Here is a 23,213-nt window from a genome sequence, read left to right as displayed (position 1 = left end):
TCGCCAATTTTCAACGTTGAAGAAGAAGCGGTGAAGACAAAGCTGCCAATCTCCCCCCTGGAGGGGGAGATGTCCGGCAGGACAGAGGGGGGCGCCTCGCTCTGCCTTGGCAGGAGAACCCGCCCCATTTTCTTGCAAAACCATCGTGCCTTGCTACAAAGCTTTGGGCGGGTGGCGTCGTGAGAGAACCTCATGGTCGCCGATATCATCAGACCGATCACCTTGAGCTTTTCGCTGCTGCTGCGGTTTTGGCCGCAACTCGTGACGCTGGTGCTAGCCGGCGTTCTGGCCGGCGACATCCTCCTGCGGCTGGCCGCCAAGGTAGCGCTCGCCAATCATTTCGCCGGGCTGGCGATGCTGACGCTGGTGGCATTGGCGCAACTGGTGGTGACGGTGGCGATGTTCCATCTGCTGCGCCCCGGCCTGCCCCATGTGCTGGCCGCGCAGCGTGGCGCGGAAAAGGCCGCTGTCGCCGAAGGGGAGGGAACCGCCGACCGGCGCGGCTCGCGGCTGGTGCGGATGATCACCATCGCACTGTTGCCCTTCTTCGCTTATTACGCGGCATGGGGGTTTCTGGGCGACATCGTGCGGCAATATTCGCGCGCCTCGCTCGACCAGGCCGCTTTCGGCCAGAGCGGCAATGTGCTGGACGTCCTGGATTCGCGCTGGCTGCTGATCTCGGTGACGGTATCCTGGCTGATCCGCCGGTTGGCCAAGTTCATGCAGACGAAAACGGGAGCCGCCTGGTTCTGGCAGATCGTGGTGGTGATCTGCGAGACCAACTGGATCTTCGTCGGTCTCTACGTGATCAGCCGCTGGAAGGACAGCGCCCTGCAATGGCTGATGAGCCGCAATTTCTGGTCGGTTCTGCAGGCGTCGGCCGATGGGCTGGCGAGCCCGGTGCCGGCCGCGATGGCCGCGCCCATGGTGCCGGTCGAGATCACTTCGGTCGCGCCCTCGACAATCGTCAACCTGTTCTTCTACATGCTTTTGCCGCTGATCTGGCTGGTCATGGCTGCGCTGATCTACGGCTACGACGTGCGCGACGACGCCGCCCTGATGCGCGTGCACGGCCGGCTGGAACGCGTCGGCAAGCGCTATGCCGGCCTGCCGAAATTCCTGCGCGATTTCGTCGAGCATTTCGTCGAGGGCTACCGCTCGCGCTATCTGCCGATCGCCAACGGCGTGCGGCTGACGGTTAGCTCCAGCCTGGTGTTGCTGTGCACGCTCGTCGTCGGCTACCGCCTGCTCGACTGGGGTGCGGCCTGGCTGTGGCTGGGTACGACGCGGCTGATCGGCCCGCACGAGCTGGACGTCTGGCAGGTCATCTCGCACGGGGTGACGCTGCTGTTCGGCAGCCCGTTCCAGGATTCCTCCACCGGCATCCTGATCGAGCCGCTGCGGGTCTGCTTTCTCGCCGCCGTGCTGGAGACGGCGTTTTCGCTTTCGAAGGACGCGCGGACGGGTGAGGCGGTCGATCGTTCCCGGTAGCGAGCGGCAAGAGATCGTAGGGGTCGTCGTCGCGCCTTGCCATGTCCATGCGATGGGGCGAAAGTGGCATCATTCCCGACGTCTGCTAAAACAGACCGCCTGTTTGCATCCGCAAGATCGAAGAGAATTCCATGGCTTACTTCTTCCGCCGTCGAAGTGAGGCAATGACCTTCGGCCTGCCTGTGGTCTGCTGCGCGCTGGCGTTGATACTGCAATCGAACGTAGAGCCGATCGAAAATTACCGAACGGCGGTCGTGTTGATCGTCGCCGGCATATCGATCGTTCTTACCCTGGCAACCGTCTTCGCCGCGTTGCGACACGCGGAAGCGATAGCCCGGCGTGTCGGAGAGCCGTACGGCACCTTGGTTCTTACCTTGGCTGTAACGACGATCGAAGTGTCGATCATCGTTTCGATGATGCGACATGGCGCCAACAATCCGACTTTGGCGCGAGAGTCCGTGTTCTCCACTGTGATGATCGTCTGCACTGGCATCGTGGGCCTGTGCCTGACACTCGGCGGGTGGCGGCACCGCCACCAAGACATCCGAAGGCAGGGGACAAGTTCCTTTCTCTCGGTGTTGACCGCGATCACGGTGCTGACGATGGTGCTCCCGAACTACACGCTTGCCACCAGCCCCGGGACATTTTCTCCCACGCAACTGGCTTTCGTCGCGCTGTTATCGCTCTTGCTCTACGGCAGTTTCGTTTTCGCCCAGAGCTACAGCCAGAAAGAGGACTTCCTGGAGGTGCAGGTCCGCGAAAGCGCCCCGGAAAGCCATTCTCCGCAAGTTCACGGCGTGGCGACGCATTTCGTCTTCCTGCTTTTGGGACTTGTCGGGATCGTATTGCTGACGGAACGGGTCGCGGCTGGCGTCGAAGATGGCCTTGCCTATCTGCAGATCCCGCAATCGGATGCGATCGTCGGGGCGATGATTGCGTTCGTCGTGCTGCTCCCCGAGGCGATCTCCGCAATCAAGGCATCGTGGGGGAATGAGCTCCAGAGAGCATTGAACGTCGCTTTGGGCTCGGCGTGCGCGACCATCGGACTGACGATCCCGGCGGTGGCGGTGGCCAGCCTCATCACGGGAGAATCCCTCAACCTCGGTCTCGGTCCGAGCGACGTGATATTGCTGGTTCTGGCCCTTGCCGTGAGTGTCGTGAGTTTCAGTACCGGACGCACGACGGTTCTCACCGGACTTGCTCACCTCGTCGTCTTTGTCGCTTACGTTCTGTTGATCGCCGTGCCGTGACTCCGGGCTGCCGGGGCTGTCGCTATTTCGGCGGCCGCTGAAACCGCAGGTACCACGGTCGCTCGCTTCCCAGCCCGACGGCCGGGCGGATGGTCTTGATGGCATCCTCGGGCACGATGAAAGTGTCGCCGATGGTGATGACGTCGCCCTTCTTTGCGCCGGAGAAAATTGCCGAGGTGCAGTTCATCACGCCATCCGGCAGGCTGACGCCGGAGATGAAATCCGGCAGCCAGCGGCGCCCCGTGGCGTCGGTCAACATCAGCTTGCAGCCCAGCCACAGCCTTTGCAGATCGGGGTCGCCGATGGTCACGGAGAAGGTGGCGATGACGGCGAAGGCGCGGTCGGGCAGGCGGCCGGCCTTGCCGCCGCGCAGATCCGCCAGCCGCCAGTCGCTGCCGCCGAACGGCGCGGAGCGGCCAAAGTCGACGTCGCGCGCGACGAGGTCTTCGCCGTGCAGCCATTCGCGCACGCTGTCATAGCTGGTCTCGGCCAGCGTTAGCGGCAGGAGGATGGCGAGCGCGGCCAGGCTGCGCCTTCGCCATTTTTTCTCTGCCTGCCGGTCGGCGGCTGGTTTCCCATCGGTCGAAATCGCGGTCATGTCTTGCCCGGCGGGGCGTCGAGGTCATATTGCGGCAGCACTTCCGCCGGCTGGCCGTCGTCGCCAAGGCTCGCATCGAGGCTGATGCGCGCCTGGGCGTCGAGCGGGGCGAACTGCCGCGCGGCGACCAGCAGCGTGGCACCACCGATCTGGTCCGCAGGCACCTCGAACACGAACAGGCCGCGCCTCTCCAGGCCCGGATCGACGGCATGCGGCGGCATGTCCTGGCGATAACCGAGCCGTTCGGTCTGCCGGTAGCGCAATCCGGCCGGGCCTTGCCAGGTGCCGTCCGCGACCGTGGCGGAGGCGCTGGTGGCGGTGAGACTGGTCGTCACCACCGCCCACAGGCCGCTTGTCGTCAACAGCTTCGTCCGACCGAACTGACTGGTCTTCAGCGCGCGGGCAAAGACGACCTTGTCCAAACGGACACCGAAGCTGCGCGCCCGCACCATGTCATGCATGGCGCCGCCGACCGGGATCGGCGCGGTCAAATCGGCATAATGCGGCTTCGACACCTGCATGCCGTAGCTCAGCGCCACGGTGGCGACGAGGATCAGGAGATTGCCTATCGCCCGGGTTCTCATGAGCCGGTTCCCACGTCGGCGACCGGCAAGGTGACGGTGCCAAGCCGATAGGGATTGAACCAGCCGGGCGCGCCATAAAGGTTATCGCGCGGCTTGAATATCTCGGCGGTGACGACGAAGCCGATGGCTGCGGGAATTTTCGCGTCGCCGGCAAGCGGCCAGACATAGGCCATGCGCTCGGTCATACCGGGATGCAGTTCCGGCGTCAGCGTCGAATCCCGGGTCAGCGCTATCATCGGCGGGCCTTCGGGCACAGCGAGCCCTTCCGGCCTGAAGACATTGAAGTAGGCCTTGTCGGATTGAGCGGTGCGGTTGGTCAGGTCGGCCTCCAGCACCAACGCCTTCTGGCCCGGTTTCAGCGGCACGCCATGAACGTCGGCGTGGCTGACATAGGCGCGGATTGGCTTGATCCTCCAGCGCCCGGCATCGACGGCTACGTCAAGCGGCAATTGCGGCGGAGCGTGCGCGGGCAGGGCGCCGAAGGCGCCCATCAGGCCGGCGACGAACAGCGCGGCGATGCTTCCCGCGCCGGCCGTTATCCAGGTCTGAACTCTTGAGCGGGCAGTCTCGAACATTCTTCAGATATGCACGTCGAACAATCAGCCACCCCGCGCGCAATCTAGGAAGAAAAAGCGGCGATTGGAACCCTCGACCGGCTGGTCCAGGCTTGCCCGTCTCACGCTGCCTCGAGTGCCCACAGAAGGTGGCCGTAACGGCGGAAGAAACGCGCCTGGAGCCGCTGCTGCTTGGCCCTGACGAGATCGGGCAGCCGCCGCTCCTGGCGCCAGCGCGGCATATTGCGCCAGCAGGCGATGAAGCGGGCGGTGTCCTCGAGGGCTTCTTCGGTCGATAGCGCGGGCCCGATCGCAACCAGGAACATCGCTTCCGAATGCTTCAATTCGTCGATGACAGCCTTGCGCCGGAAATGATCCTGGCGGGCGTGGGCGATGCCGCTGTGGCGGATTGCCTCGAAAGCCAGGAGCAAAGCAGGGCTGTCGCCGGTATAACCACAGGCACGGGCAAAATCGGCGGTGTCCATCTTTGCTCCCGGGTCCGACGCGGCGGGACCGCGCTCGGCTGGCATTTGCGAGTGCATATAAGCATAACTCAAATAATAGCAAAAGGGAAACTTTTGCGGAAGTTTGAAAACTGCGACTCGACTCCCGCGTCAAAACGCAGGAATATGGGAACAAAGCAGGAACAAGAATGCGGAGGGGCAATGGCACTGCCAGGCAAGGAACCGGTGATCGCGCAGGTCGCGTCGATATCGGTCGAGTGCGCCGATTGCGGCCGTAACAGATGGTGGCGGCCCGATCAGCTGAAGCGGTTCGGAGTGACGGGCAACACGCCGCTGGCGGCGCTGTCGGGGCGCATCGTCTGCTCGGCCTGCCGCGCCGACGGGCTGCCGGGCGCGACTGTCCAGATCCGGGCGGCGTTCATCGACGAACGCCAGCGCGTGCGCAGCGAAGCCCGGATACTGAGCGACCGCGAGGTGCCGCTGGAGGGAACGAGGCGGGCGTGAATTTTTTGGAGGGGCGGGCTGGCGCCGATTCTATCTTCTCCCGCGAACAGGGGGAGAATGCAGAGGCGCCCCGCCGCCCTAATACCCCAGCAATTCCTTGAGCGGGATGACGCGCCAGACGTGATTTATGGCGTAGCGGTTGAAGGTCAGCGTTTTCGGCGGATTGTACTGTTCGACGACCAGCTCGGCGGCGGTGCGCTTGACCAGTTTCTTGATGAAGGCCTTGCCGTTGCGCTCGTTCTGTTCCGGGAACATCTCGATCACCACATGGTCGCCGGGCACCGCATCGCGGCCGCCGCAGTAGATCATGTCGCCCGGTTCGTAGCGCGGCACCATGGAATCGCTGAGCACATGCAGCGCGAACACCTTGGTGAGGTTGCGGATGCCGGGCGGTCGCTGGACATAGGCGGCCGGCTCGCCGTTCAGGGTGAAGTCGCCGTCGTCGCCGCCGACCGCGGCGCCCAGCACCGGAATGTCCGCCGGCCCGGCGGGCAGCGGGCCGGCGTCGGTGACGATCTCGGCATCGGCCACAGGGCCGGCATTGTCGAGGAACACGACCTCGCCCCTGCCGAGCGCGACCGGGTCGATGCGCAGGAAGGCGGCGGTCTTCAGCAGGTTCTCGGTCTTGGGCAGATTGCGGCCGGTTTCCCAATTGCCGACGGCGGCGACATCGGTGTCGTTGTGCTCGGCAATGTGGCGCATGACCAGGCCGCGCTGCTTGCGCGCCTGGCGGATCGCCGCCCCGATCTTCATCGACAGTTCCGTTTTGGCCATGGCGCCATGTGAGCGATGAAAGCTGGCCTCGTCCATGAAAGAATAGCTTGCATAAATTTTAAAGTTATGCTTATATACGGGCATGCAGATCCTATCCAGCTTTGACGGCGCCGTGGCGCCGGCCCCGCCCGAGGCACGCTTGATCGCCTCGATGCCCTTGGCGGCCTTAACCCGCCTTGACCGTCCCCTTTCGTCCCGGCCGTCCTCCTCCCCGGCCGGGGTGAAGCCCGAGGCCCGGTGCTTTCAAGCATCGGGCCCGGGTCCGGCCCGCCCGTCAGGGGCGACCGGAACGGCCGGAGCCGCCGCTCCCTTCGGCTCCGGCCCTCTATTGGCCAGGCATGGCGCTGGCCCGCGGATTCGGGTCCATCCGGCCGGCGGTGCGCCGGCGGGCAGAATCCTCCTCCTGTCCGACTTGATGGCGGGCAGGGCGGTTCGCGCCTCTGACAGGAAACCGGCCGAGGCGCGGTTTTTGCGCCTCGTCGCCCGGCGATCAGCCCGGCCCAGCTGACCCGGGCTCCGGCCGGCTCGCGAAAACCACATGAACCCCGGAAACACGGCCCGGTGGGCCGGGCTGGCGCTTACCCGACGGTGCGCGGCCGAAAGCGGAACTTGGATGGAGGCTAAGAGATGACAAACCACACCGATGCCGAATTGGAGGAGATCGCCCGCCGGTTGCAGGACGGGCATTCCGCCCCCAAGGTCGCGGCAGCGTTCGGCGCGTTGCAGGGTGGTGCCCGGCCGAGGCGCGAGCCGCTGTCGGTCCGGCTGCCGCCGCGCCTGTATGTGGAAGGCGTGGTCATCGCCGACGGCGAACCCTATCGCTTGGAGGTGCCCGCGTCGCGACGTCGGCCTCTCGGCCGCCAGCCGCATGGCGTGGCGATGCGCTTCATCGACTGCCTGTTCGACCGCTGCCGCGCGCCGCTCGACCTGGTACTGCAAGAAGACCCGGAAAACGACGTCCCGGGCGGGCGGCCGGGCGCCGAGATGCTGTGCTGCGGCATGCGCACCAGCGCCCCGAAAAGCTACTGCGCCTACCACAACGCCCGTTTCCGCAGCCGGGGTGAGCCTCCCTTATCCCCACGGGAGAAGGTGCCGGAGGGCGGATGAGGGGGCGCCGGCATGGCAGGCAAAGCTGAATGAGACAACAGGGATAAGCGATGAACCATCCCCGAGACGAAATCACCCGATCGCTATTTCGGCACTTGCCGGCCTTGTTTGGGCATGCGGCTTTGCACCGTTCTCGTCTCGAGCATCATCGCCGGGCCGCCCTCGGCAACCAGGATGCCGCATACCCGGGCGAAGCCGGTGAAGACCTTTATGGCGTCGGATTCCGAAATCTGCGCCGCGATGGCAGCGCTGCAGGCGTTGAGTGCGCTGCGGTAGACGTGACCGCGCCGTTCGACCGGCCAGCGCTGCAGGAAATCGGCCGCATCGCTGACGCTGGCGATCTCTTCGACATGGCCGTCCAGACGCACTTTCAGAGGCACTCCTGTTTTCATGGTACCCATGGCGTTCACCTCGATTGCGGCATTGCACGCGGCTCGAGACCAGGGATTCAGAAACGCGCAAGGTGGCCAGCCGGTTGCACCGCATCCGGGTCACGGCCCGGCGGCGGCGTCGAGCCAATCATGCGCGCGGCTTCTCGGCTTGGCAATCAATATGCCTTGTTGCCTTGCCGCCTTGGTGAAGGCTTCGAAGGCGATGCGCGGGCAGCAGCTGCCGTCGACCGCGAGCCGGACCAGTCGCGCGGCGCCGAGATAGGCAGGCGCGGTCTTGTCGGGCCATTGCTGGGCAAGGGCGGTCGCCGCCTCGGCCACCGAGCCGACCAGCATGGTCCTGTTGTCGCAAAAACGCAGGGTCACCGGCAAGAAGGCCGTCACGGCAACCTCCTCTTGTCATGGACGCGACACAACGCCGGAACCCGCCGCTGGTTCCATCGGAGGGGGGCGGCGAAGCTGGTGACGCTGTGACGATCTCGATGGGTCGGCGGAACAGCGCCCCCCCCCCCTCAATCCAAAACACTCAACAGAGGAGCCATCTCTTGCCCAGCAAAAGCAAAGCCGCCAGGCCTCAGGCGCCGAAACTGCCGAAAGGCGAGGCCGAGCAGGTGCGTATCCGCAGGGAAGTCGGCCATGATTTCGCGCTGAAGGACGACGAATTCGGCCGCAAGCGCCTGGTCTCCGGTACGCTGGAGGCACGGCGCGTCTACGAGGTGTCGAATGACGGCCACACCTCCACCGGCGGCATAGTCCGGTTGCGCGCGATCGACGCGCTTGTCGGCATCACCTCGCTGTCGCGCCAGCAGCGCGAGGCCGGCCAGCGCTACCGCCTGGATTTCCAGTCCAGCCAGCAGGCGAGCGTCAAGCCGATGCGCTGGAGCGAGCGCATCGACGATGGTCGCCTGGGCGGCGGTGTCGCCGACAACGTACTCGATGCCGGCCGCGCGCACGCCGCCGCCACCAAGGCGCTCGGACACTGGGAGGTGGCCGCCGTGGTCCAGAAAGTCTGCTGCGCGGACGGGTCGATAAAAAGCCTGGCCAGGGAGACGGGAGAGGACAGGGATGTCGTCACGAAGCTGTTGAAGGTCGGGCTGGATCTGCTGGCCGTGCATTATGGGATGATGCTGGGGAAGCGACCGAGGTGAGGCGGGCAGCGGGCCGGCCGGCGATGCCGGCCGGGTCCGTTTTACAGAATCACGTCATCGGCAGACGCGGATTTCCTCAACGATTCTGTGGTGATGGCGCCAGTGCCTGATCACTTCGATGTGGCAACGGTGGTACCGGTGGTAATAGCGCGGCCTGTAGCCGTTGTCATAGATGTTGTACCGGTAATGCGGGCGATAGACGTAATCATCGCCATAGTCGCCATAACCATTGTAATAGTCGTTGCCGTAATAGTCGTCAGCATAGCCGCCGATGCCGATGGTGATACCACTGCGGGCATCCGCGGGGGCGGTCACGGCCGCCGCCGAAGCAATGGCTATCACCGAGGCAAGCAGGAGCTTTTTCATGGCTACCTCCTCTTCAAGGTTAGGCTAATATAACCCCCGAGAGGCGGCTACGTTCCGCGGATTCGATATCGCAACGGCAAATCGACGAGATCGTGCCCGCTGGGCCGAGCTAAATATCGATGCCGTCTACGCTGCGAAACCTGGTCCCGATATGCCGCGCTGGGTATTGCGGCGCAGCCGGGCTGCCGCGTGCGACGTCCCGTGGACGCGGCAGGGAGCCCTCTATCGCTCCAATCATCTTCTCCCCGTGAACGGCTAGACCCCTAAAACAGCGCCTTTTCCAGCGGTCCCTCAAGCGTTTCGGCGAACGCCGTCGCCAGATGGTGGCGGTCGCGGAAGGCCAGTTTGCCGCCGATGAAGACGTGGCAGGCGGTGGGACCGCAGAAGCGGTCGGTGAGGTCGACATAGCGGGTATCAGGCACGCTGGTCACCACGGCGCGCTCGGCGGCGGCCGCGCCGTCGTTGGCGGCCTGCGCCCTTGGCGTGTCGCAGAGCGAGGGCGCCTCGCGCCACCACAGCGCGCGGGCAACGCAGGAATCGGCGAAGCTGTCGTTGATCGGCGTGTCGCGGATGACAGCCGTCTCGACCCCGGCCCGGCTGAAGGCCTGCAAGGTCGAGCGCAGGCCGGCCTGCCAGCGCGCGGTCTCGGCCCTGCGGCTGGCGGCGGGCAAGTCGCGGGTCAGGTTGCCGATCGAGAATTCCGATATCACCACAAGGCGCGGCTTGCGGGCGATGATGTCCGATATCGCCTGCTCGCGCCAGGCGTCGCATTCGGTGTAGTCGCGCTTCAGCACCGTGTTGAAGGTGGAGAGCCGCGAGGCGCGGCACGAGGATTTGAGATAGGTGACCACCTTGGCGTCGTTGCGCCGGGCGGCTTCGACCAGCGGCGTCGACCAGTGGTCGGCGTGCGAATCGCCGAACAGCACGACGGTGTGGGCGGCATCCGCCGGGCCGAACACGCAGGGCTTGGGCTTCACCGTGTGGAAATCAAGCAGGCAGTTCTTGTCGGTGGCGCGGGCGATGGAGGGTTGTTCGGCCGCCTCCTCGATGCCGCGCTGCTCGGGATCGATGTTGCGCGTGGCGAGATGCGCATTGGCATAGGCGACGGCCACGCCCGCGCCTGTCAGCGCCAGCGCGGGGGCCAGCGCCCTGGCGCCCGCCGTCAGCCATGCGCCGCGCCGCGCCGGGTTCTCGACGAGGTGATAGGTCAGCACCGACAACGCCAGCGCCAGAGCGGCGCAGCCAAGGCGCTGCGGGACGCTGAGGTCCGGCACCAGCATTCCGGCATAAACGATGACCGGCCAGTGCCAGAGATAGAGCGAATAGGAAAGCGCGCCGACCCATTGCAAGGGCGGCAACGAGAGCATCGCGCCGGGGCCAAAAGCCTGCCAGCGGGCCGGCCCGCCGGTGTGTTCGTCTGCTTGGCCATCGGTCTGCTCGCCCGCGCCGCCGAGCAGCACCAGCACCGTGCCGGCAACCGGCAGCAGCGCATACCAGCCGGGGAAGGGCAGGTCTTCGCTGAGCCAGAGATAGGCCGCCGCGATCAGCGCCAGGCCGAGCCAGCCCTGCGCCGCGCGCAGCCATGGACGCTGGCCCGGGAAGGCCGCCGGCACCAGCGTCGCCAGGCCGCCGGCGGCGAACTCCCAGGCGCGCAACGGCGAGAAGTAGAAGGCCCAGGCCGGCGAGAGGCTGGTCAGCCACAAGCAGGTGGCGAAGGAGGCGAGCCCGGCCACGCCGATCACCGCCACGGCCATGTGCCGGCCCGGGCGCAGCCAGGCGGCGAGCAGAAGCAACGCCGGCCAGGCGAGATAGAACTGCTCCTCGACAGAAAGCGACCAGAAATGGATGAACGGATTGCTGGCGGCGTCGGCGGCGAAATAGTCGAACGACCAGCGCAGCAGCCACAGATTGATGGCGTAGGCGCTGGCATACATGGCGCCGCGGGAATAGAGCGCCTGCTCCTGCGGCGCCAGGATGAAGTAGCCGGCGGCCAGCGTGGCCAGGATGACGAAAAGCGCGGCGGGCAGAAGGCGCCGGGCGCGCCGCGCATAGAAGCGCCAGAGGTCGAGCCGGCCGGTGTCGCCGATCTCGCGCATGAGGTGTGTGGTGATCAGCCAGCCCGAGATGACGAAGAAGATGTCGACGCCGGCAAAGCCGCCGGGCAGAGCGGTGAGGCCAAAATGATAGGCGACGACGCCGCCGACCGCCAGCGCGCGCAACCCTTGTATGTCCGGCCGGAACGATGCTGACACGACAACTCCTTCGTGCAAGCCAGCCCGTCGCCAGTGTCGGCCGAGCCGGCCGATATCGCAATGCAATAAATTTTTCGCAGTGCAACATGGCTGGAAAAAGGCGAAAGGAAATTGGTCGACTGGGCCGAGCTGGATGCTAGGCCGGCTGACAAGAGAGCGTCAGGCAGGGCATATCCAACCGCGCGGCACGCAAGCCGTCAAAACAACAGCCCCGCGAACGGGGCTGTCTCCTGGTCCGGGCGAGGGTGCGTTACTTGCTGCCGCCATTCGCCTTCACGTTGCTGCAGAATTCCGGGTGGCTGTTCGCGGCGTTGGCGTTCTTGGCCTCGTCCGCGCAAGCCGTCATCATCATCTTCTGGTCTTCCGGAGTGAGCGCCTTCCACGCCTTCGTGAACTCGTCACTGCCGCGCAGCGTCTTCATGCTGGAGTCGGTGTAGAAGGGCTGCATCTTGGCCGGGTCGTCGAGAGCCGATGTTCCCGAGGTCGACGTCGCGGCGGCGAGTGCCGACCCGGCAGCCATGGAAAGTGCCATGGCGGCTAAACAGGTCATCTTGATATTCATGACGGTATCCTTCCCTATCGTTTATGACCGTCGAAGAAACGATCAGCCATTTGAACGGGATCAAGACGGGGGAAGTTCCGCCTCACCATGCCGGTCATGTGGAGGCGGCAGAAAATAATCGGTTGGAGACCAGAAACTTTCTACGGGTTTCTTCGTTTGCTTGTGAAGCCTGCATGGGCGCGGGCCGCCGGTTTTTGTGCCGAGTTCGCTCAGCCGGTCTCGCCGGCCGTGAGTGTCGTCCCGATCTCCTGGAGATAAAACGCCTTGCTCGGCTGCAGATGGTCGACGCAAAGCTGCGCCAGCACCCAGTTGTCGCTGCGCTTCAATGCCTCGATCATCATCCAGTGATGCTGCCGCGAGACGTCGAGCTTTTCCCTGTCAGCGAGCGAATTGGCCCGTACCGGCAGGCTAAGGCGCATGTAGTGTTCGATCGAGGACACCAGATGGGCATTGCCGCAAGCCGAGAACATGGTGAGGTGGAAGCGGTCATTGGCCTCGTGGATGCCGCGCAGATAGCCGCTGTCGACATGGCCGCTGTAGATGCGGTGGATCTCCGTCAACTCCGCGATCAGCGCGTCGCTGGCCGGCAGGCGGATCATCAGCGCCGCCTGTCGTTGCAACATTTCGCGCACCTCGTAGATCTGGCGCACTTCCTCGGACGAGAGCCGGCGCACGGTGGCGCCCTTGTTGCGCTCGCGCGTGACGATGCCGAGTTTCTCCAACTGGTAGAGCGCCTGGCGGATGACGTGGCGCGAGACCGGAAAACGGGCCAGCAGCACGTCCTCGACCAGCCGTGTGCCGGGCACCAGCCGGCCGAAGATGATGTCCTCTTCCAGCGCATGCACGGTGTCGGCTTCCTTGCCGCCATAGTCGAACGTGTTGAGCATCGCGAACCTTGCTGTGCCCAAGCCAATTGTTGGCCTGGAGAGGCGTTCCTTTGCCTGCGGCCGCACTCTAACTCCTGTGCGCAAGGCTGGCCACAGGCTGATCGGGTGGAACGCAGCAAGGCCCGCCACCGACGCGAGCCGTGACGGGCCTCCCTGGAGTAAGCCGGGTTTGCCGTCGCCCGACCGCTTGTAAAACTTCGCCGCGGCGCGATCGTTCCACGTCTCTCTGCAGAACGCCGCGTGGCGCAAAGGTTCAAACGGAAGCCGCAGCACGGGCTGTCGGCACAATTCGCGGTAAACCGTAACGGCGCCGACCTGTCTGCGCCGCTGCATTCTCCGGCAGGCGTCGCGGCATGGATCCTAGGGTCTGCGCCGCGTCGCTGCGCTCCTTGCTTCGCCCTAGGATGACGACGGGAGAGACGTTTTCGACTAATCTCGAAGGTTGCCAAATACCATTGATGCCCAACTCCAACGATGCCCAACTCCAACGCCCACGATTAGCCTCAGGCCGCTCCACCAACGATCTCGGCCGCCGAGCACGCCGTGGCAGCGGGCCGACCGCCGCCGTCCTTCAGTTCTTGTCTACCGGCTTCGAGCGCATGCGCGCGACCGTCTCGCGTTCGGCGCGCTTGGAGCGGACCGGCGGCAGGCCCCGGTCGACCAAGTCCATATCCTCCAGCACCATGTCGCCCATGCGCTTGAAGGCGATGTCGAGTGCGCCGGCGCGGTGGGCGGAGCGCAGGAAGCCGGGCAAGACGCGAACCGGGTGGTCCTGCGCCAGCGGCTCTTCCGGGAAGACGTCGCTGGCGGCGACGATATGGCCGCTCTTCACCGCCGCCATAAGGGCGGGGAAATCGACGACGCCGGCGCGGCTGAGCAGGATGAAGGCGGCGCCCTTGCGCATCTTGGCGAAGGCATCGGCACCGAGAAACCCCTGGTTCTCGCTTGTCACCGAGGCGACGACGAAGACGAAGTCGCTAGCCGACAGCACTTCGTCCAGCGAGGCCGGCTCGACGCCGTTGTCGACGAGGATCGACGGCGGCAGCCATGGATCGAAGACTTTCGTGCGGGTACGGAAGCCCGTCAGCAGCCGGTTCAGCGCGCGGCCGAGATCGCCGAAGCCGACGATGCCGACATCGGCGCCCGAAAGCAGCCGCGCAGACTGATTGCCATCGCCGCCCCACAGTTCCTCACCCTTTCGGAAGGCGAGGTCGGCATCGACGATGTCGCGGGCGAGGTTGAGCGCCAGAGCAAGACCGAGCTCGGCCACCGGCTCGGCGAACACCAGCCCGGTGGTGACGACATGGATGCCACGCGAAAACAGCGTTTCGTACGGCATGTTGTTGAGCAAATTGGTCTCGACGTTGAAGACGCAGCGCAGCGCTTTCATCGTCTCCAGCGTTTCCGGCGTGATCGGCGGCTGGCCGACGATGTAGCGGGCCTGCGCCAGCACATCGGCCGGCAGTTCGGCGACGCCCTCGGGCGTCGTCTCGACGATGCGATACTTCGCCCTGAAGCGCGCCAGCTGGGGCGGCGTGAAGATGAGGTCGAGCGTGCGTGGTTGCGGCGCGCTGATGACCAGCGGCAAGACGCTGTTTGACATGGCGGATTCCTCCCGGCGCGATCTCATCGCGGAATCGGAGCAATGTACCCCGTATCGAGCGATTTTTAACCGCGAAAATCGACTTACGCGTGGAGAGGCCGCTTTTGTTTCCAGCGCGGTGCGATCGCCGAGCCGTCGATGAATTCGAGGCCGCCGGCCTCGTTGAGCGTATGCAGCTTGCGGCCGCCCCATAGCGTGCCCGGCGTCAAAATGCTTTCGACGACCTGCTCCATGCCGTTCAAATCAAGGTGGGCAATGCGTGCGATGCCGAGCGCCGCGCCATAGCTCCTGCGGCAGTCCTGCACGGGGCGCAGCAATGCGTCGCCGCGTTTCACCACGCGCCCCGCCGGCCGCGCCGAGGCGATGTCGACCAGCACGGGATTCTTGGGATGCGGCGTCCAGGGGCCGCGAAAATCCGGCGCCGACCACAGATGCAGCGCGTCGGAAAAGGCGCCGCCACCGTCACGCACGGTGGCGAACATCCACCAGCGGCCGCCATGCTCGACCAAGGTGGCGTCGCTGGCGACGATATCGGACAGAAGCGTGGCTTCCTTGACCCACCCGCCGGGGAAGGCAGTGGCGCGGTAGAGATCGACCGTCCCGTTGGCGCAGCTTTCCGGCACCATCCAGACTTCGCCGTCTCGCTCGAAGACGAAGGGATAGGAGAGATGGTAGGGCAGGTCCAGCACCGGCTCCGGGCGCCCGAGCGGTCCGGCCGGACCGAACGGCACGGCCGAGATGATGGCCCTGCCGAGCCGGTGGATATAATCCTCGACGAACAGCGTCACCTGGCCTTGGTACAGGATCGGGAACGGATCGGCGTAGAAGCGGCTGCCGTCATCCGGCAGCAGCTTCCAGCCCTCGGCCGGGTGCGCGCGCAGCTCGAACAGATCGCGGCCGTTGGTTTCGCGCCAGCCGACCTGCCAGTGCGGGGCATTGTAGCAGAGATGATAGATCTTCTGGACGATGCGCCGCGCGAGCGCCTTGGCTCCCCTGACGCCAAGGCTGGCGGTCGAGGGCATGGGCGGCTGGACGTTGGCTCGCGCCGGTTCCGGCAGGGCGGGCAGGGCGGCGGGCGCGGTACCCGCCACCGCCGCCACGATCAGGCTCGCCGTGCGCGCCAGTATGTCCTGGAACGAAGCGACGGCAACGCCGCCATATTCGGTTCCCAACCGCCCCTCGGCGATAACGGCCCCATTCTCCTCGATGCGGGCAAGCGGCGTCTGGCCGTCGAGGACCAGCGCCAGCAGGGCCGCTTCGCCGGCGGCGCCGCCATAGGTGATGCGCCAGACGCGCGCTCCTTCCCGTTGCACGTCGCCGCAGAGGTCGAGCACCAGATCGGCTGAGGCAGGCGGCTGCGTGCGGTAGGGGGCGAGAGCCGAAAGCGGCACGCGCTCGGCCAGCCCTTTGGCGGGCAGGCCATGTATGGCCCTTTCAAGCTGGAACAGCGCCTCGGCGCCACGCGGGATGCCGCCTTGCGCCGGCCGGGCGTCGACCGAGACCTCGACATGCGCGAGCGCGGCAAGGCGTTGCAGCAGCACAAGGTGAAAAGCGCGCAGGCACTCGCCGTCCAGGCGCAGGTTCAGCTGCATCTCGCGGTCCCTGCCTGTTGGTCCCCGGCGTCCTCAAGCTGTTGCCTCATCTGCGTCCGTGCCTCCTGCTCGCTGCGGTTCTAGCCGGCAGATGCTTGATAATGTGCTCACAGGGTCAAATCGTCCGAACGGGCCAGAACAGCCACACCAGCCAAACGGCGGCGGCCAACCAGATTGCGGCTATCGCCGCCATGCCCCAACGGCTTGTCGGCTTGTCTTCGCGGCGGATCGCTTCTTGCCGAAACTCCTCCATCAGCGGTGCGGGAATGAGCTTCACGGCAAGCAGGATGCCAAGCGGCACGATGATGATGTCGTCGAGATATCCGAGTACCGGGATGAAGTCCGGTATCAGGTCGATCGGACTAAGGGCATAGGCGGCGACCATGCCCGCGGCGGCCTTGGCATACCAAGGGACGCGCGGGTCACGTGCCGCTATCCAGAGTGCCACCACGTCCCGCTTGATGCCGCGAGCCCAGGCCCTGAGGGACGACAGGCGGGTCATCGCCTGTTTTCGCCCGTTTCGGCCGTCCTTGTCCATCGTCCCATGGGCCGCCGCGCCGGCGCCCACCGCCCGGCCGCCGCGATTTGGCGACATGAGGTTGTGATGGAAGTGGAAGGGATAACCCACTCGGCGTGCGACATGATTCAGCCCTCGTGCCTACGAGCATGCAACTTCCCGGCTACCGCAGCCCGCGCGGGCGCGCCGCAATCGCCCAGGTGCATTTCCAGGCAAACTCCGTGCCAAAAAATGGAAAGAGCTCTCAACATAATTAACAGTGTTTTAACAGTTGAAGAATAGCTAGGTCAAAACTGCGATTTCATCTTGCAGGCAGTGTTGTCGGAGCGGCCTTTGCAATCATCCCTGCTCTCGTTGCCGCAACAACACGCTCCGGAGGTGGTGCAATACGCCCCGGAAGTGGTGCCGACGGCGTCCTATGCGCCCTCGACCGTCGAGCTGGGCGACCTGAAGCGCATATTGGTGCGCCGCCGTTTCGTGATCTTCGCCACCACCGCGGTGCTGGCGCTTGCGGCGTTGCTCTACGGGCTGCTTACGCCGGCGCTCTACAGCTCGGTGGCGGAAATCATCATCGATCCGCAGGACCTGCAGGTGGTCAGCAACGACGTCAATCCGAGCCGCGTCCCGCCTGACGGCGGCATCACCCAGGTGGAGAGCCAGGTCAGCGTCGTCCAGTCCACGGGCGTACTGCTCAGGGCCATCGCTTCGACCAACCTGACCGAGGATCCGGAATTCAACGGGCAGGGCCTGCTGGGGCGTCTACTCGGCGGAGTGCTGGGCTCGGAGTCGACCGAAACCGACAAGACCGCCAAGACGCTCGATGCGTTGCGCGGGCGCTTGGCGGTAAAGCGGGCCGACAAGGTGCTGGTCATCGACGTGATCATCACCGCCAAGAGCGCCGCCAAGGCGGCGATGCTGGCCAATGCGATCGCGCAAGCCTATCTGGCCGACCAGGCGAGCGCGCGCGCGCAAGCCGCTACGGACGCCTCGAAGTCGATCACCGCGCGGCTGGACGAACAGCGCAAGCGCGTCCAGCAGGCTGAAAACGCCGTCGAAGCCTACAAGTCCGCCAACAACATGGTGATGACCGCGGGCAATCTGGTCAGCGACCAGGAACTCACCGAGATCAACACGCAACTGTCCGCGGCGCAGAGCCGTACCGCGGCGCTGAAGGCACAGGTGGACCAGCTGCGCAGGTCGGGCGGCGCACCGGACGCGACCTCGGAAGCGATGCGCTCGTCGGTGATCTCGAGCCTGCGGGCGCAGGAGGCGACGCTTGTCGACCATGTCTCGCAGCTCGGCACGGAAATGGGCCCACGCCATCCCTCGATGATCGCCGCGCAGCAGCAACTTCGTGACACGCGCCAGCTCATCGCGCGTGAACTCGGCCGCATCGCCACCGCCGCCGAGACCGACTACGAACGGGCGCTGGCCAACCAGCAGGCACTGGAGGCCAAGGTCGCGGGCATGAAGAGCAAGTCGCTCGACACAGACCAGGCCTCGGTACGACTGCGCGAATTGCAACGTGATCTCGAAGCGGTCCGCTCCGTCTACGCCACCTATCTGCAGAGGGCTCAGGAGACACGCGAGCAGATCAATGTCGACAGCACCAATGCGCGTGTCATCTCCAATGCCATGCCCGCCCTGAAGAAGAGCTGGCCACCCCTGTCGCTGCTCCTGTTCGGCGCGATTTTCGGCGGGCTGGGGCTCGGCACCGGCCTGGCGCTGATCGCCGAATATTTGTCCCCGACGGTGCTTTCAAGCGCGCAGATGCAGTCGGCGATCGATGCGCCGGTGTTGGGCGTGCTGCCGGCGAAAGCGGGCAGCCGCCGGCGCTGGTGGCCTTTCGCCCGTGCGGTCGTTCCGACCAGCCAGAAGATGGATGCCGTCGCCGGGCTGGCGCTCAGGCGCATATCCTCCTCCAGCCGGCGTCCGCCGAACTGGCCGCTGGTGCCGTCGATCCTGGTGACGTCGCCGCCCGACGACGCGGCACAGCGCGGCAAGGTGGCAAGGCTACTGGCCAATGCCGCAGCCGCCAGGGGCAGCCGCGTCCTGTTCGTCGACACCAATGCCGGCAGCGGCCAGAAGGAGCCGCAGCCCGGCCTGCTCGACGTGCTGCGCGGCGAATACACATTCGAGGCGCTCAGCCAGTATGCGGCTGGCAGCAATGTCGCGCTTCTGGGCAGCGGCCGGCCAAAGGCGGTCTTCCAGGAGGCGCAAGGCGTCTATTTCGCGCAGCATATGCTGGCCCAGGCGAGCCGCAATTTCGACCTCGTCATTGTCGATGGCGGCGCGCTGGTCGACAACCTCAACGCCTCGCCGCTGGTCGCCATGGCGGACGAGATCGTGCTGGTCGCCACGTTGAACTCGACGCCGATGCGTGATGTCGCGGCCACCTCGCAGGCCATCTCGGTCATGGGACGGTTGCCGACCGGCGCCTTGCTGGTCGACGAGGCGGCCTGACATGGCCGCCGTCCGGCCCGCCAACCCGGCAGCCGGCTGGGCCGCGCCGGGTCAAGCCGCCGCAGCATCCCGCGCCGGCGATTCCGTCGACTGGGTGACCCGCTTCGGGCTGGTCATCATGGTGGCTGTGCTGTTCGCCGTTTCCGGCGGCATGCTGTGGCTGGTGGGCTACAATTACGACGGCCTGCTCGGCAGTCCGGCCACCAAGATCCATCCGTCGACCTATCTCCTGGTGCTGGTGTTTGCGTGGCGCTCATGCACGTTCGGCAATCCCGTCGGCTATATGATGGCGGTCGCTGACCGGCGGCCTGCCAGCGCTCTGATGGCGGCCATCTCGATCGTGCTCCTGGTGGTGGTCGTCGTCAGGCAACGCCCAGGCATGGCGGGCATGGTCGATACGTTCGTGGCGGCGGCGCTGCTGGTGCTGATGCTGGCCGAGGACGACGAACGGACCTTCGCGCGGCTGCAGACGGTCGTTCACGCGGTGATGTCGGCGAATGCGCTGCTGGCGCTGTTGGAGTTCGCGACCAAGACGCTGGTGTTTCCCTACCGGCTCGACGGCGAGGTTTTCACCGACCTGCGCTCCACCGCGCTTCAGGGCCATCCGCTGGCCAATGCCACGATCACCGCGGTCTATGTGCTGGCGCTGCTCTCCGGCTCACGGTCGCTGTCGATGCCGGTGCGGCTTGGGCTGATCGGCCTGCAAACCGCGGCGCTGGTCTCCTTCGGCGGACGCTCGGCGATGATGACGACGCTCGTGCTCGGCGGCATCTATCTGCTTTTCAGGGGCGTGGCCTATCTGCGGCGTGGATGCGTCAGCGTGCTGGGTGCGGCCCTTGCGGTCTTGCTCGCCACGCTGCTGCCGGTGGCGGTCGCCGCTCTCTTTTCCTACGGCTTCTTCGACGCGCTGCTGGAACGCTTCGTGTCCGACAGCGGCAGCGCCAATGCCCGCGTCGAAATGTTCGAACTCTTCAAGAATCTGGGATTGCCCGACCTGATCGTGGGGCCCGATATCGATCTGATCGAAACCCTGCGCCGCATCAACGGCCTGGAACAAGGCATCGAGAACCCGATCATCCGCATGGTGCTCTATCAGGGCGCCTTCTTTACCCTGCTGATGCTGTTCGGCTTCGCACTGTTCATGCACGAGGTGGCACGCCGCTGCCATCCCGGCATCTGGCTGCCCATGCTGGGCTGGCTGATCCTGCTCAACACCTCCGAAAGCCTCGCCTCCAAGACGACTCTGCTGACCAAATTCGTGGTGCTGGCGCTGGTGCTGTACCGGCCGGCGCGGGCAGTGGCGCGGCAACGGATGCAAGTGGCGCGCGCATAGCACTGATCCAGAGGGACCGCCGGCCGAAGGCGTCTATTCCGGCATCTCCAGCCCGAGCGCGTTGACGATTGCGGGGTCCAGCGCATGCGTGGTGTCGTCGATCATGCCCATGCCGTCGAACAGATTCCAGAACGTCCAGGGAAAGCCGGAGGCCTCGGCGCTCTGCCTGACGTCGGCGATGTAGCGCGCGCGGTCCGGATTGGGCGCGGCGACGTAGCGGGCGTCGGTGCGCAGCGCACCGAACTCGCCCATGATTATGCGTTCCGGCGCGATGCCATGCGCATCCCCCCAGTCACGAACCTGGCGAATGTATTTGTCGACGAACCAGCGGTCGGGCTGGGCGTCGAAATAGACCTTCAGTACGCGCTTGGTTTCCGCGTAGGCGGCTTTCTTGGCCGCCTTGGAGATTTCGGTATCCCCGGCCATGCGTGCCCTGACGGACGCCAGCGTCGCATCGAGGGAACCGGCGGAAGCCGGCCATGGCACATTGTTGAGCGAGCGATAGACGGGTTCGCGCATCCAGGGGGCACCTTGATGGCTGAACAAATAAGGCTCGTAGAAGTGGAAGGTGAACAGGATCGGCGCGAAGCGCGAAAGCGGCGCCGGATCGAGCGCGGCGAGCCCGCTCACCATCGAGCCGCAGCCGCCGGTGACGACCAGCGGCAAGGTTGCGTTCGATCTCCTGGCCGCGGTCAGAAGCGCTGCCTGGACCTGCGACCAGACTTCTGAACCGCAGGCCTGCGATGGCTCGTTGACCGGCTCCAGTGCCACCATGCCTGATGTAAACCGCTCCAGCCTGCCGGCGAGCTCGCCGACCAGTCCGCAATAGAGGTCGAAGGCCGGTGCGGCGATGCTGGAGATCATGCGGTCGGGATTCCAGTAATGGGTTGCTGCATTGGCCTGCACGTTGACGATGATAGCTAGATCCGCGTCGAGGGCTGCCGCCACGGCAGCGTCGAGCATGTCCAGCAATTGGCCGCGCGTGGCGGCATCGGCGGCCAGGAAAGGCCCGGGATCGACTGGCAGCCGGATGAAATCGAGCCCCGTGGAGCGTAGCCGACGGAGGTCATCAAATGTCGGCACCGGCCGATCGGACTGGAATGGCGGCCAATCATAATCGGTGCGCGGCGCCGGGAATTCGCGCGTCAGCGAGAACCAAGGCCAGGCATTGACACCGCGGCGGAAGCGCCATCCGCCATTAGCGGAAAAGGCGGGCGATACGGCCGGAAGGGAGCCAAGCATCGTCGCGGTGGGCACCGCGGCTGTCGACAGCGCTGCCTTGAGAAGCCGCCGTCGGGACCAGCCGGTCATACGGAACCGGGCGACGGGTGGTCGATCGCTGCCGGCTCGGCGGTGGTGACACCGAGAAGCCGATAGGCTTCCTTTTCGTAGGCAAGCAGGACGTCTTCCCAACGAAAGGCTTCGCGAGCCCGCGTCCTGGCCGCATCGCCGCAGGCTTCGACCAGCGCGTCATCATCCAGCGCCTGCTGCATCCGCGCCGCGCAACTCTGCCTGTCGGAAAAATAGATGGCGGCGGCGCCCGCGGTCCACCTGTTATAGGGATTGTCGTGCGCGATCACCATGTTGCCGGCGGCCAGCGCCTCGACCAGCGAGGGATTGGTGCCGCCGACCGTGTGGCCATGCAGATACGCGCGGGCATGATACCGGAGTGCTTTGACGGTCGCCTGGTCGTAAATGGCGCCTGGCAGCACCACCGATCCGTTCGCTGCCTTGCGGACGGCGACGTGGTAGGGGATTTCATCGGAAAGCGTGCCCAGCACCACCAGCTTCATGTCGCGCTCGCGGCTGCAGAAGGCCTCGACGATCGGCAGGATGTTGTTGTCGGGCTCGATGCGGGCGATCGAGATCAGGTATTTTCCGGGCTCCAACCCGAGCGCCCGCACCGGCCCTTCCGGCGCCGACGTCACCGGATCGGCGCCATAGGCGATGGTGGCGATGGCGCTGCGCGGCCGGCGCGTCGCCAGATGATCCGCGATGACGGGATGATCCGCGACCAGGCGATGCGAGGCCCAGGCGCCGATCCATTCGTTGAGCCAGAACCATGTGCGCGCCGCCAGGCCCCATTTCGGGCGGCGCCACTCGATGCCGTCCATATTGGTAATGACCTTGCGCCGCATCAACCTGAGCCAGATCAGGAACACTGCGCCATTGTAGCCAAGCACGAGACAGAGGCCCGGCCGCCGGGCGGCGTCGCGCACGCATTGCCAGTCGAATTCCAGTGTCGCGCGCGGGCCTTTCGAGGCCACCTGAACGTGAATGAGGTCAATGCCGCGCCAGGTGTCGCTGCGCACCCTCTGATCGACCCGCTCGACCTCCTCCTGGCAGTAGACGCCGACTTTCCAGCCGCGCTCGACCAGGAAAAGCGCCAGCTTCTCGGCAAAGGTCTCGAAGCCGCCATGGGCCGCCGGGATGCCGCGCGTTCCCAGGATCAGGATGGAAGGCCTTTCCGGTTTCATGGCCGTTGACGCTTTCAGGTCCGCTCGACTGCAATGCGAGGTTGCTTCATCTCAAAACCGCAACGTTGCGTGCACGTCAGGCTCGATCCCCGCCACCATTGCACCGGGATGTAAAATATTTCTTCCAAACGCCGGGTCTGTTTCACCATCGGTCAACTATCCCAGCGTAGGTGTATCGAAAAGAGGCACTGACCGGGTCTGGCGACCGGTAGACGAAGAAATCAGGCCCGGCATGATCCTTGCTCATGGCTTCTTTGCGCCGGAACTGGCGGATAGCGTGCAGCATTGATGTTGACCC

General features: G+C 65.4%; 23 protein-coding genes. 7 read left to right on the top strand and 16 right to left on the bottom strand.

All coding sequences use genetic code 11. The features are described 5' to 3' along the window. Positions 1-192: 192 nt before the first annotated feature. Together NKI49_RS06505 and NKI49_RS06500 are read left to right on the top strand one after the other, a co-directional pair. Positions 193-1,491 (top strand): hypothetical protein, encoded by a 1,299-nt coding sequence (locus tag NKI49_RS06505; protein WP_352601683.1) that lies wholly within the window; start codon positions 193-195, stop codon positions 1,489-1,491. A 131-nt stretch (positions 1,492-1,622) separates the two neighbouring features. After that, on the top strand, positions 1,623-2,741 hold the full coding sequence (locus NKI49_RS06500; RefSeq protein ID WP_352601681.1) for a calcium:cation antiporter: 1,119 nt from the start codon (positions 1,623-1,625) through the stop codon (positions 2,739-2,741). A gap of 22 nt (positions 2,742-2,763) precedes the next feature. Here NKI49_RS06500 and NKI49_RS06495 read toward each other — a convergent pair whose 3' ends face one another. From NKI49_RS06495 to NKI49_RS06480, 4 genes are all read right to left on the bottom strand, one after another. Continuing rightward, the gene (locus NKI49_RS06495; RefSeq protein ID WP_352601679.1) at positions 2,764-3,339 is read right to left on the bottom strand and encodes a hypothetical protein; all 576 of its coding nucleotides are present in this window, start codon (positions 3,337-3,339) and stop codon (positions 2,764-2,766) included. Next, positions 3,336-3,923: a hypothetical protein gene (locus tag NKI49_RS06490; RefSeq protein WP_352601677.1), complete on the bottom strand. Its 588-nt coding sequence runs from the start codon at positions 3,921-3,923 to the stop codon at positions 3,336-3,338. The genes NKI49_RS06495 and NKI49_RS06490 overlap by 4 nt, the downstream gene beginning before the upstream one ends. Next, positions 3,920-4,498: a hypothetical protein gene (locus NKI49_RS06485; RefSeq protein ID WP_352601675.1), complete on the bottom strand. Its 579-nt coding sequence runs from the start codon at positions 4,496-4,498 to the stop codon at positions 3,920-3,922. The genes NKI49_RS06490 and NKI49_RS06485 overlap by 4 nt, the downstream gene beginning before the upstream one ends. A 101-nt stretch (positions 4,499-4,599) precedes the next feature. Next, positions 4,600-4,962 carry a hypothetical protein gene (locus NKI49_RS06480; RefSeq protein WP_352601673.1) on the bottom strand — a complete coding sequence of 121 codons (363 nt, stop codon included), beginning with the start codon at positions 4,960-4,962 and terminating at the stop codon, positions 4,600-4,602. 180 nt (positions 4,963-5,142) lie between these two features. Between NKI49_RS06480 and NKI49_RS06475 the strand changes: the two genes are divergently transcribed. Continuing rightward, on the top strand, positions 5,143-5,445 hold the full coding sequence (locus tag NKI49_RS06475; RefSeq protein WP_352601671.1) for a hypothetical protein: 303 nt from the start codon (positions 5,143-5,145) through the stop codon (positions 5,443-5,445). 78 nt (positions 5,446-5,523) lie between these two features. Here the strand turns inward: NKI49_RS06475 and NKI49_RS06470 are convergent, their stop codons facing one another. Further along, on the bottom strand, positions 5,524-6,219 hold the full coding sequence (locus NKI49_RS06470) for an XRE family transcriptional regulator (RefSeq protein WP_352601782.1): 696 nt from the start codon (positions 6,217-6,219) through the stop codon (positions 5,524-5,526). Between the two features lie 627 nt (positions 6,220-6,846). On the opposite strand from NKI49_RS06470, the gene NKI49_RS06465 reads away from it, so the two are divergent. Next, a complete protein-coding gene (locus NKI49_RS06465; RefSeq protein WP_352601669.1) occupies positions 6,847-7,326 on the top strand; it encodes a hypothetical protein in 480 nt (159 codons plus the stop codon). A gap of 83 nt (positions 7,327-7,409) precedes the next feature. Here NKI49_RS06465 and NKI49_RS06460 read toward each other — a convergent pair whose 3' ends face one another. Both NKI49_RS06460 and NKI49_RS06455 read right to left on the bottom strand, forming a co-directional pair. After that, positions 7,410-7,727, bottom strand: a complete 318-nt coding sequence (locus NKI49_RS06460) for a DUF982 domain-containing protein (protein ID WP_352601667.1) — start codon at positions 7,725-7,727, stop codon at positions 7,410-7,412. A 90-nt stretch (positions 7,728-7,817) separates the two neighbouring features. Further along, on the bottom strand, positions 7,818-8,099 hold the full coding sequence (locus NKI49_RS06455; RefSeq protein WP_352601665.1) for a DUF982 domain-containing protein: 282 nt from the start codon (positions 8,097-8,099) through the stop codon (positions 7,818-7,820). 161 nt (positions 8,100-8,260) lie between these two features. Between NKI49_RS06455 and NKI49_RS06450 the strand changes: the two genes are divergently transcribed. Next, on the top strand, positions 8,261-8,863 hold the full coding sequence (locus NKI49_RS06450; RefSeq protein WP_352601663.1) for a DUF6456 domain-containing protein: 603 nt from the start codon (positions 8,261-8,263) through the stop codon (positions 8,861-8,863). A gap of 54 nt (positions 8,864-8,917) precedes the next feature. On the opposite strand, the gene NKI49_RS06445 is transcribed toward NKI49_RS06450, so the two are convergent. The 7 genes from NKI49_RS06445 to NKI49_RS06415 form a co-directional block, all read right to left on the bottom strand. Then, positions 8,918-9,229, bottom strand: coding sequence for a hypothetical protein (locus tag NKI49_RS06445; RefSeq protein WP_352601661.1), 312 nt, complete (start codon positions 9,227-9,229; stop codon positions 8,918-8,920). 263 nt (positions 9,230-9,492) lie between these two features. After that, positions 9,493-11,481, bottom strand: a complete 1,989-nt coding sequence (locus NKI49_RS06440) for an acyltransferase family protein (RefSeq protein ID WP_352601659.1) — start codon at positions 11,479-11,481, stop codon at positions 9,493-9,495. A gap of 250 nt (positions 11,482-11,731) precedes the next feature. After that, a complete protein-coding gene (locus NKI49_RS06435; protein ID WP_352601658.1) occupies positions 11,732-12,043 on the bottom strand; it encodes a hypothetical protein in 312 nt (103 codons plus the stop codon). 209 nt (positions 12,044-12,252) lie between these two features. Beyond that, positions 12,253-12,930: a GntR family transcriptional regulator gene (locus NKI49_RS06430; protein ID WP_352601656.1), complete on the bottom strand. Its 678-nt coding sequence runs from the start codon at positions 12,928-12,930 to the stop codon at positions 12,253-12,255. A gap of 571 nt (positions 12,931-13,501) precedes the next feature. Then, on the bottom strand, positions 13,502-14,533 hold the full coding sequence (locus NKI49_RS06425; protein ID WP_352601654.1) for a hydroxyacid dehydrogenase: 1,032 nt from the start codon (positions 14,531-14,533) through the stop codon (positions 13,502-13,504). Positions 14,534-14,616: 83 nt separating this feature from the next. Continuing rightward, positions 14,617-16,125, bottom strand: a complete 1,509-nt coding sequence (locus NKI49_RS06420; protein ID WP_352601652.1) for a glucosamine inositolphosphorylceramide transferase family protein — start codon at positions 16,123-16,125, stop codon at positions 14,617-14,619. 115 nt (positions 16,126-16,240) lie between these two features. After that, positions 16,241-16,627: a YkvA family protein gene (locus NKI49_RS06415; protein WP_352601780.1), complete on the bottom strand. Its 387-nt coding sequence runs from the start codon at positions 16,625-16,627 to the stop codon at positions 16,241-16,243. Between the two features lie 348 nt (positions 16,628-16,975). Here NKI49_RS06415 and NKI49_RS06410 point away from each other — a divergent pair, with 348 nt between their 5' ends. Continuing rightward, positions 16,976-19,105, top strand: a complete 2,130-nt coding sequence (locus tag NKI49_RS06410; protein ID WP_352601650.1) for a GumC family protein — start codon at positions 16,976-16,978, stop codon at positions 19,103-19,105. Position 19,106: 1 nt separating this feature from the next. After that, positions 19,107-20,438, top strand: coding sequence for a VpsF family polysaccharide biosynthesis protein (locus tag NKI49_RS06405; protein WP_352601648.1), 1,332 nt, complete (start codon positions 19,107-19,109; stop codon positions 20,436-20,438). A gap of 33 nt (positions 20,439-20,471) precedes the next feature. Here NKI49_RS06405 and NKI49_RS06400 read toward each other — a convergent pair whose 3' ends face one another. After that, positions 20,472-21,749, bottom strand: coding sequence for a glycoside hydrolase family 5 protein (locus tag NKI49_RS06400; protein WP_352601646.1), 1,278 nt, complete (start codon positions 21,747-21,749; stop codon positions 20,472-20,474). After that, on the bottom strand, positions 21,746-22,915 hold the full coding sequence (locus NKI49_RS06395; RefSeq protein WP_352601644.1) for a DUF1972 domain-containing protein: 1,170 nt from the start codon (positions 22,913-22,915) through the stop codon (positions 21,746-21,748). Before NKI49_RS06395 ends, NKI49_RS06400 begins: the two co-directional genes overlap by 4 nt. Between the last annotated feature and the right edge of the window lie 298 nt (positions 22,916-23,213).

It is taken from the genome of Mesorhizobium sp. M0587, assembly GCF_040320945.1.
Taxonomy (GTDB): Bacteria; Pseudomonadota; Alphaproteobacteria; order Rhizobiales; family Rhizobiaceae; genus Mesorhizobium.
Note: the sequence above shows the minus strand (reverse complement) of the source record. Positions and strands in the feature narration are given on the sequence as shown.

Bases quoted from the DNA above. Each gene is read 5' to 3' on its own strand.
- NKI49_RS06465 (WP_352601669.1), top strand. From the start codon at position 6,847: ATGACAAACCACACCGATGCCGAATTGGAGGAGATCGCCCGCCGGTTG.
- NKI49_RS06400 (WP_352601646.1), bottom strand. From the start codon at position 21,749: ATGACCGGCTGGTCCCGACGGCGGCTTCTCAAGGCAGCGCTGTCGACA.
- NKI49_RS06405 (WP_352601648.1), top strand. From the start codon at position 19,107: ATGGCCGCCGTCCGGCCCGCCAACCCGGCAGCCGGCTGGGCCGCGCCG.
- NKI49_RS06460 (WP_352601667.1), bottom strand. From the start codon at position 7,727: ATGGGTACCATGAAAACAGGAGTGCCTCTGAAAGTGCGTCTGGACGGC.
- NKI49_RS06415 (WP_352601780.1), bottom strand. From the start codon at position 16,627: ATGACCCGCCTGTCGTCCCTCAGGGCCTGGGCTCGCGGCATCAAGCGG.
- NKI49_RS06420 (WP_352601652.1), bottom strand. From the start codon at position 16,125: ATGCAGCTGAACCTGCGCCTGGACGGCGAGTGCCTGCGCGCTTTTCAC.
- NKI49_RS06430 (WP_352601656.1), bottom strand. From the start codon at position 12,930: ATGCTCAACACGTTCGACTATGGCGGCAAGGAAGCCGACACCGTGCAT.
- NKI49_RS06425 (WP_352601654.1), bottom strand. From the start codon at position 14,533: ATGTCAAACAGCGTCTTGCCGCTGGTCATCAGCGCGCCGCAACCACGC.
- NKI49_RS06500 (WP_352601681.1), top strand. From the start codon at position 1,623: ATGGCTTACTTCTTCCGCCGTCGAAGTGAGGCAATGACCTTCGGCCTG.
- NKI49_RS06490 (WP_352601677.1), bottom strand. From the start codon at position 3,923: ATGAGAACCCGGGCGATAGGCAATCTCCTGATCCTCGTCGCCACCGTG.
- NKI49_RS06480 (WP_352601673.1), bottom strand. From the start codon at position 4,962: ATGGACACCGCCGATTTTGCCCGTGCCTGTGGTTATACCGGCGACAGC.
- NKI49_RS06435 (WP_352601658.1), bottom strand. From the start codon at position 12,043: ATGAATATCAAGATGACCTGTTTAGCCGCCATGGCACTTTCCATGGCT.
- NKI49_RS06470 (WP_352601782.1), bottom strand. From the start codon at position 6,219: ATGGCCAAAACGGAACTGTCGATGAAGATCGGGGCGGCGATCCGCCAG.
- NKI49_RS06495 (WP_352601679.1), bottom strand. From the start codon at position 3,339: ATGACCGCGATTTCGACCGATGGGAAACCAGCCGCCGACCGGCAGGCA.
- NKI49_RS06475 (WP_352601671.1), top strand. From the start codon at position 5,143: ATGGCACTGCCAGGCAAGGAACCGGTGATCGCGCAGGTCGCGTCGATA.
- NKI49_RS06505 (WP_352601683.1), top strand. From the start codon at position 193: ATGGTCGCCGATATCATCAGACCGATCACCTTGAGCTTTTCGCTGCTG.
- NKI49_RS06395 (WP_352601644.1), bottom strand. From the start codon at position 22,915: ATGAAACCGGAAAGGCCTTCCATCCTGATCCTGGGAACGCGCGGCATC.
- NKI49_RS06485 (WP_352601675.1), bottom strand. From the start codon at position 4,498: ATGTTCGAGACTGCCCGCTCAAGAGTTCAGACCTGGATAACGGCCGGC.
- NKI49_RS06445 (WP_352601661.1), bottom strand. From the start codon at position 9,229: ATGAAAAAGCTCCTGCTTGCCTCGGTGATAGCCATTGCTTCGGCGGCG.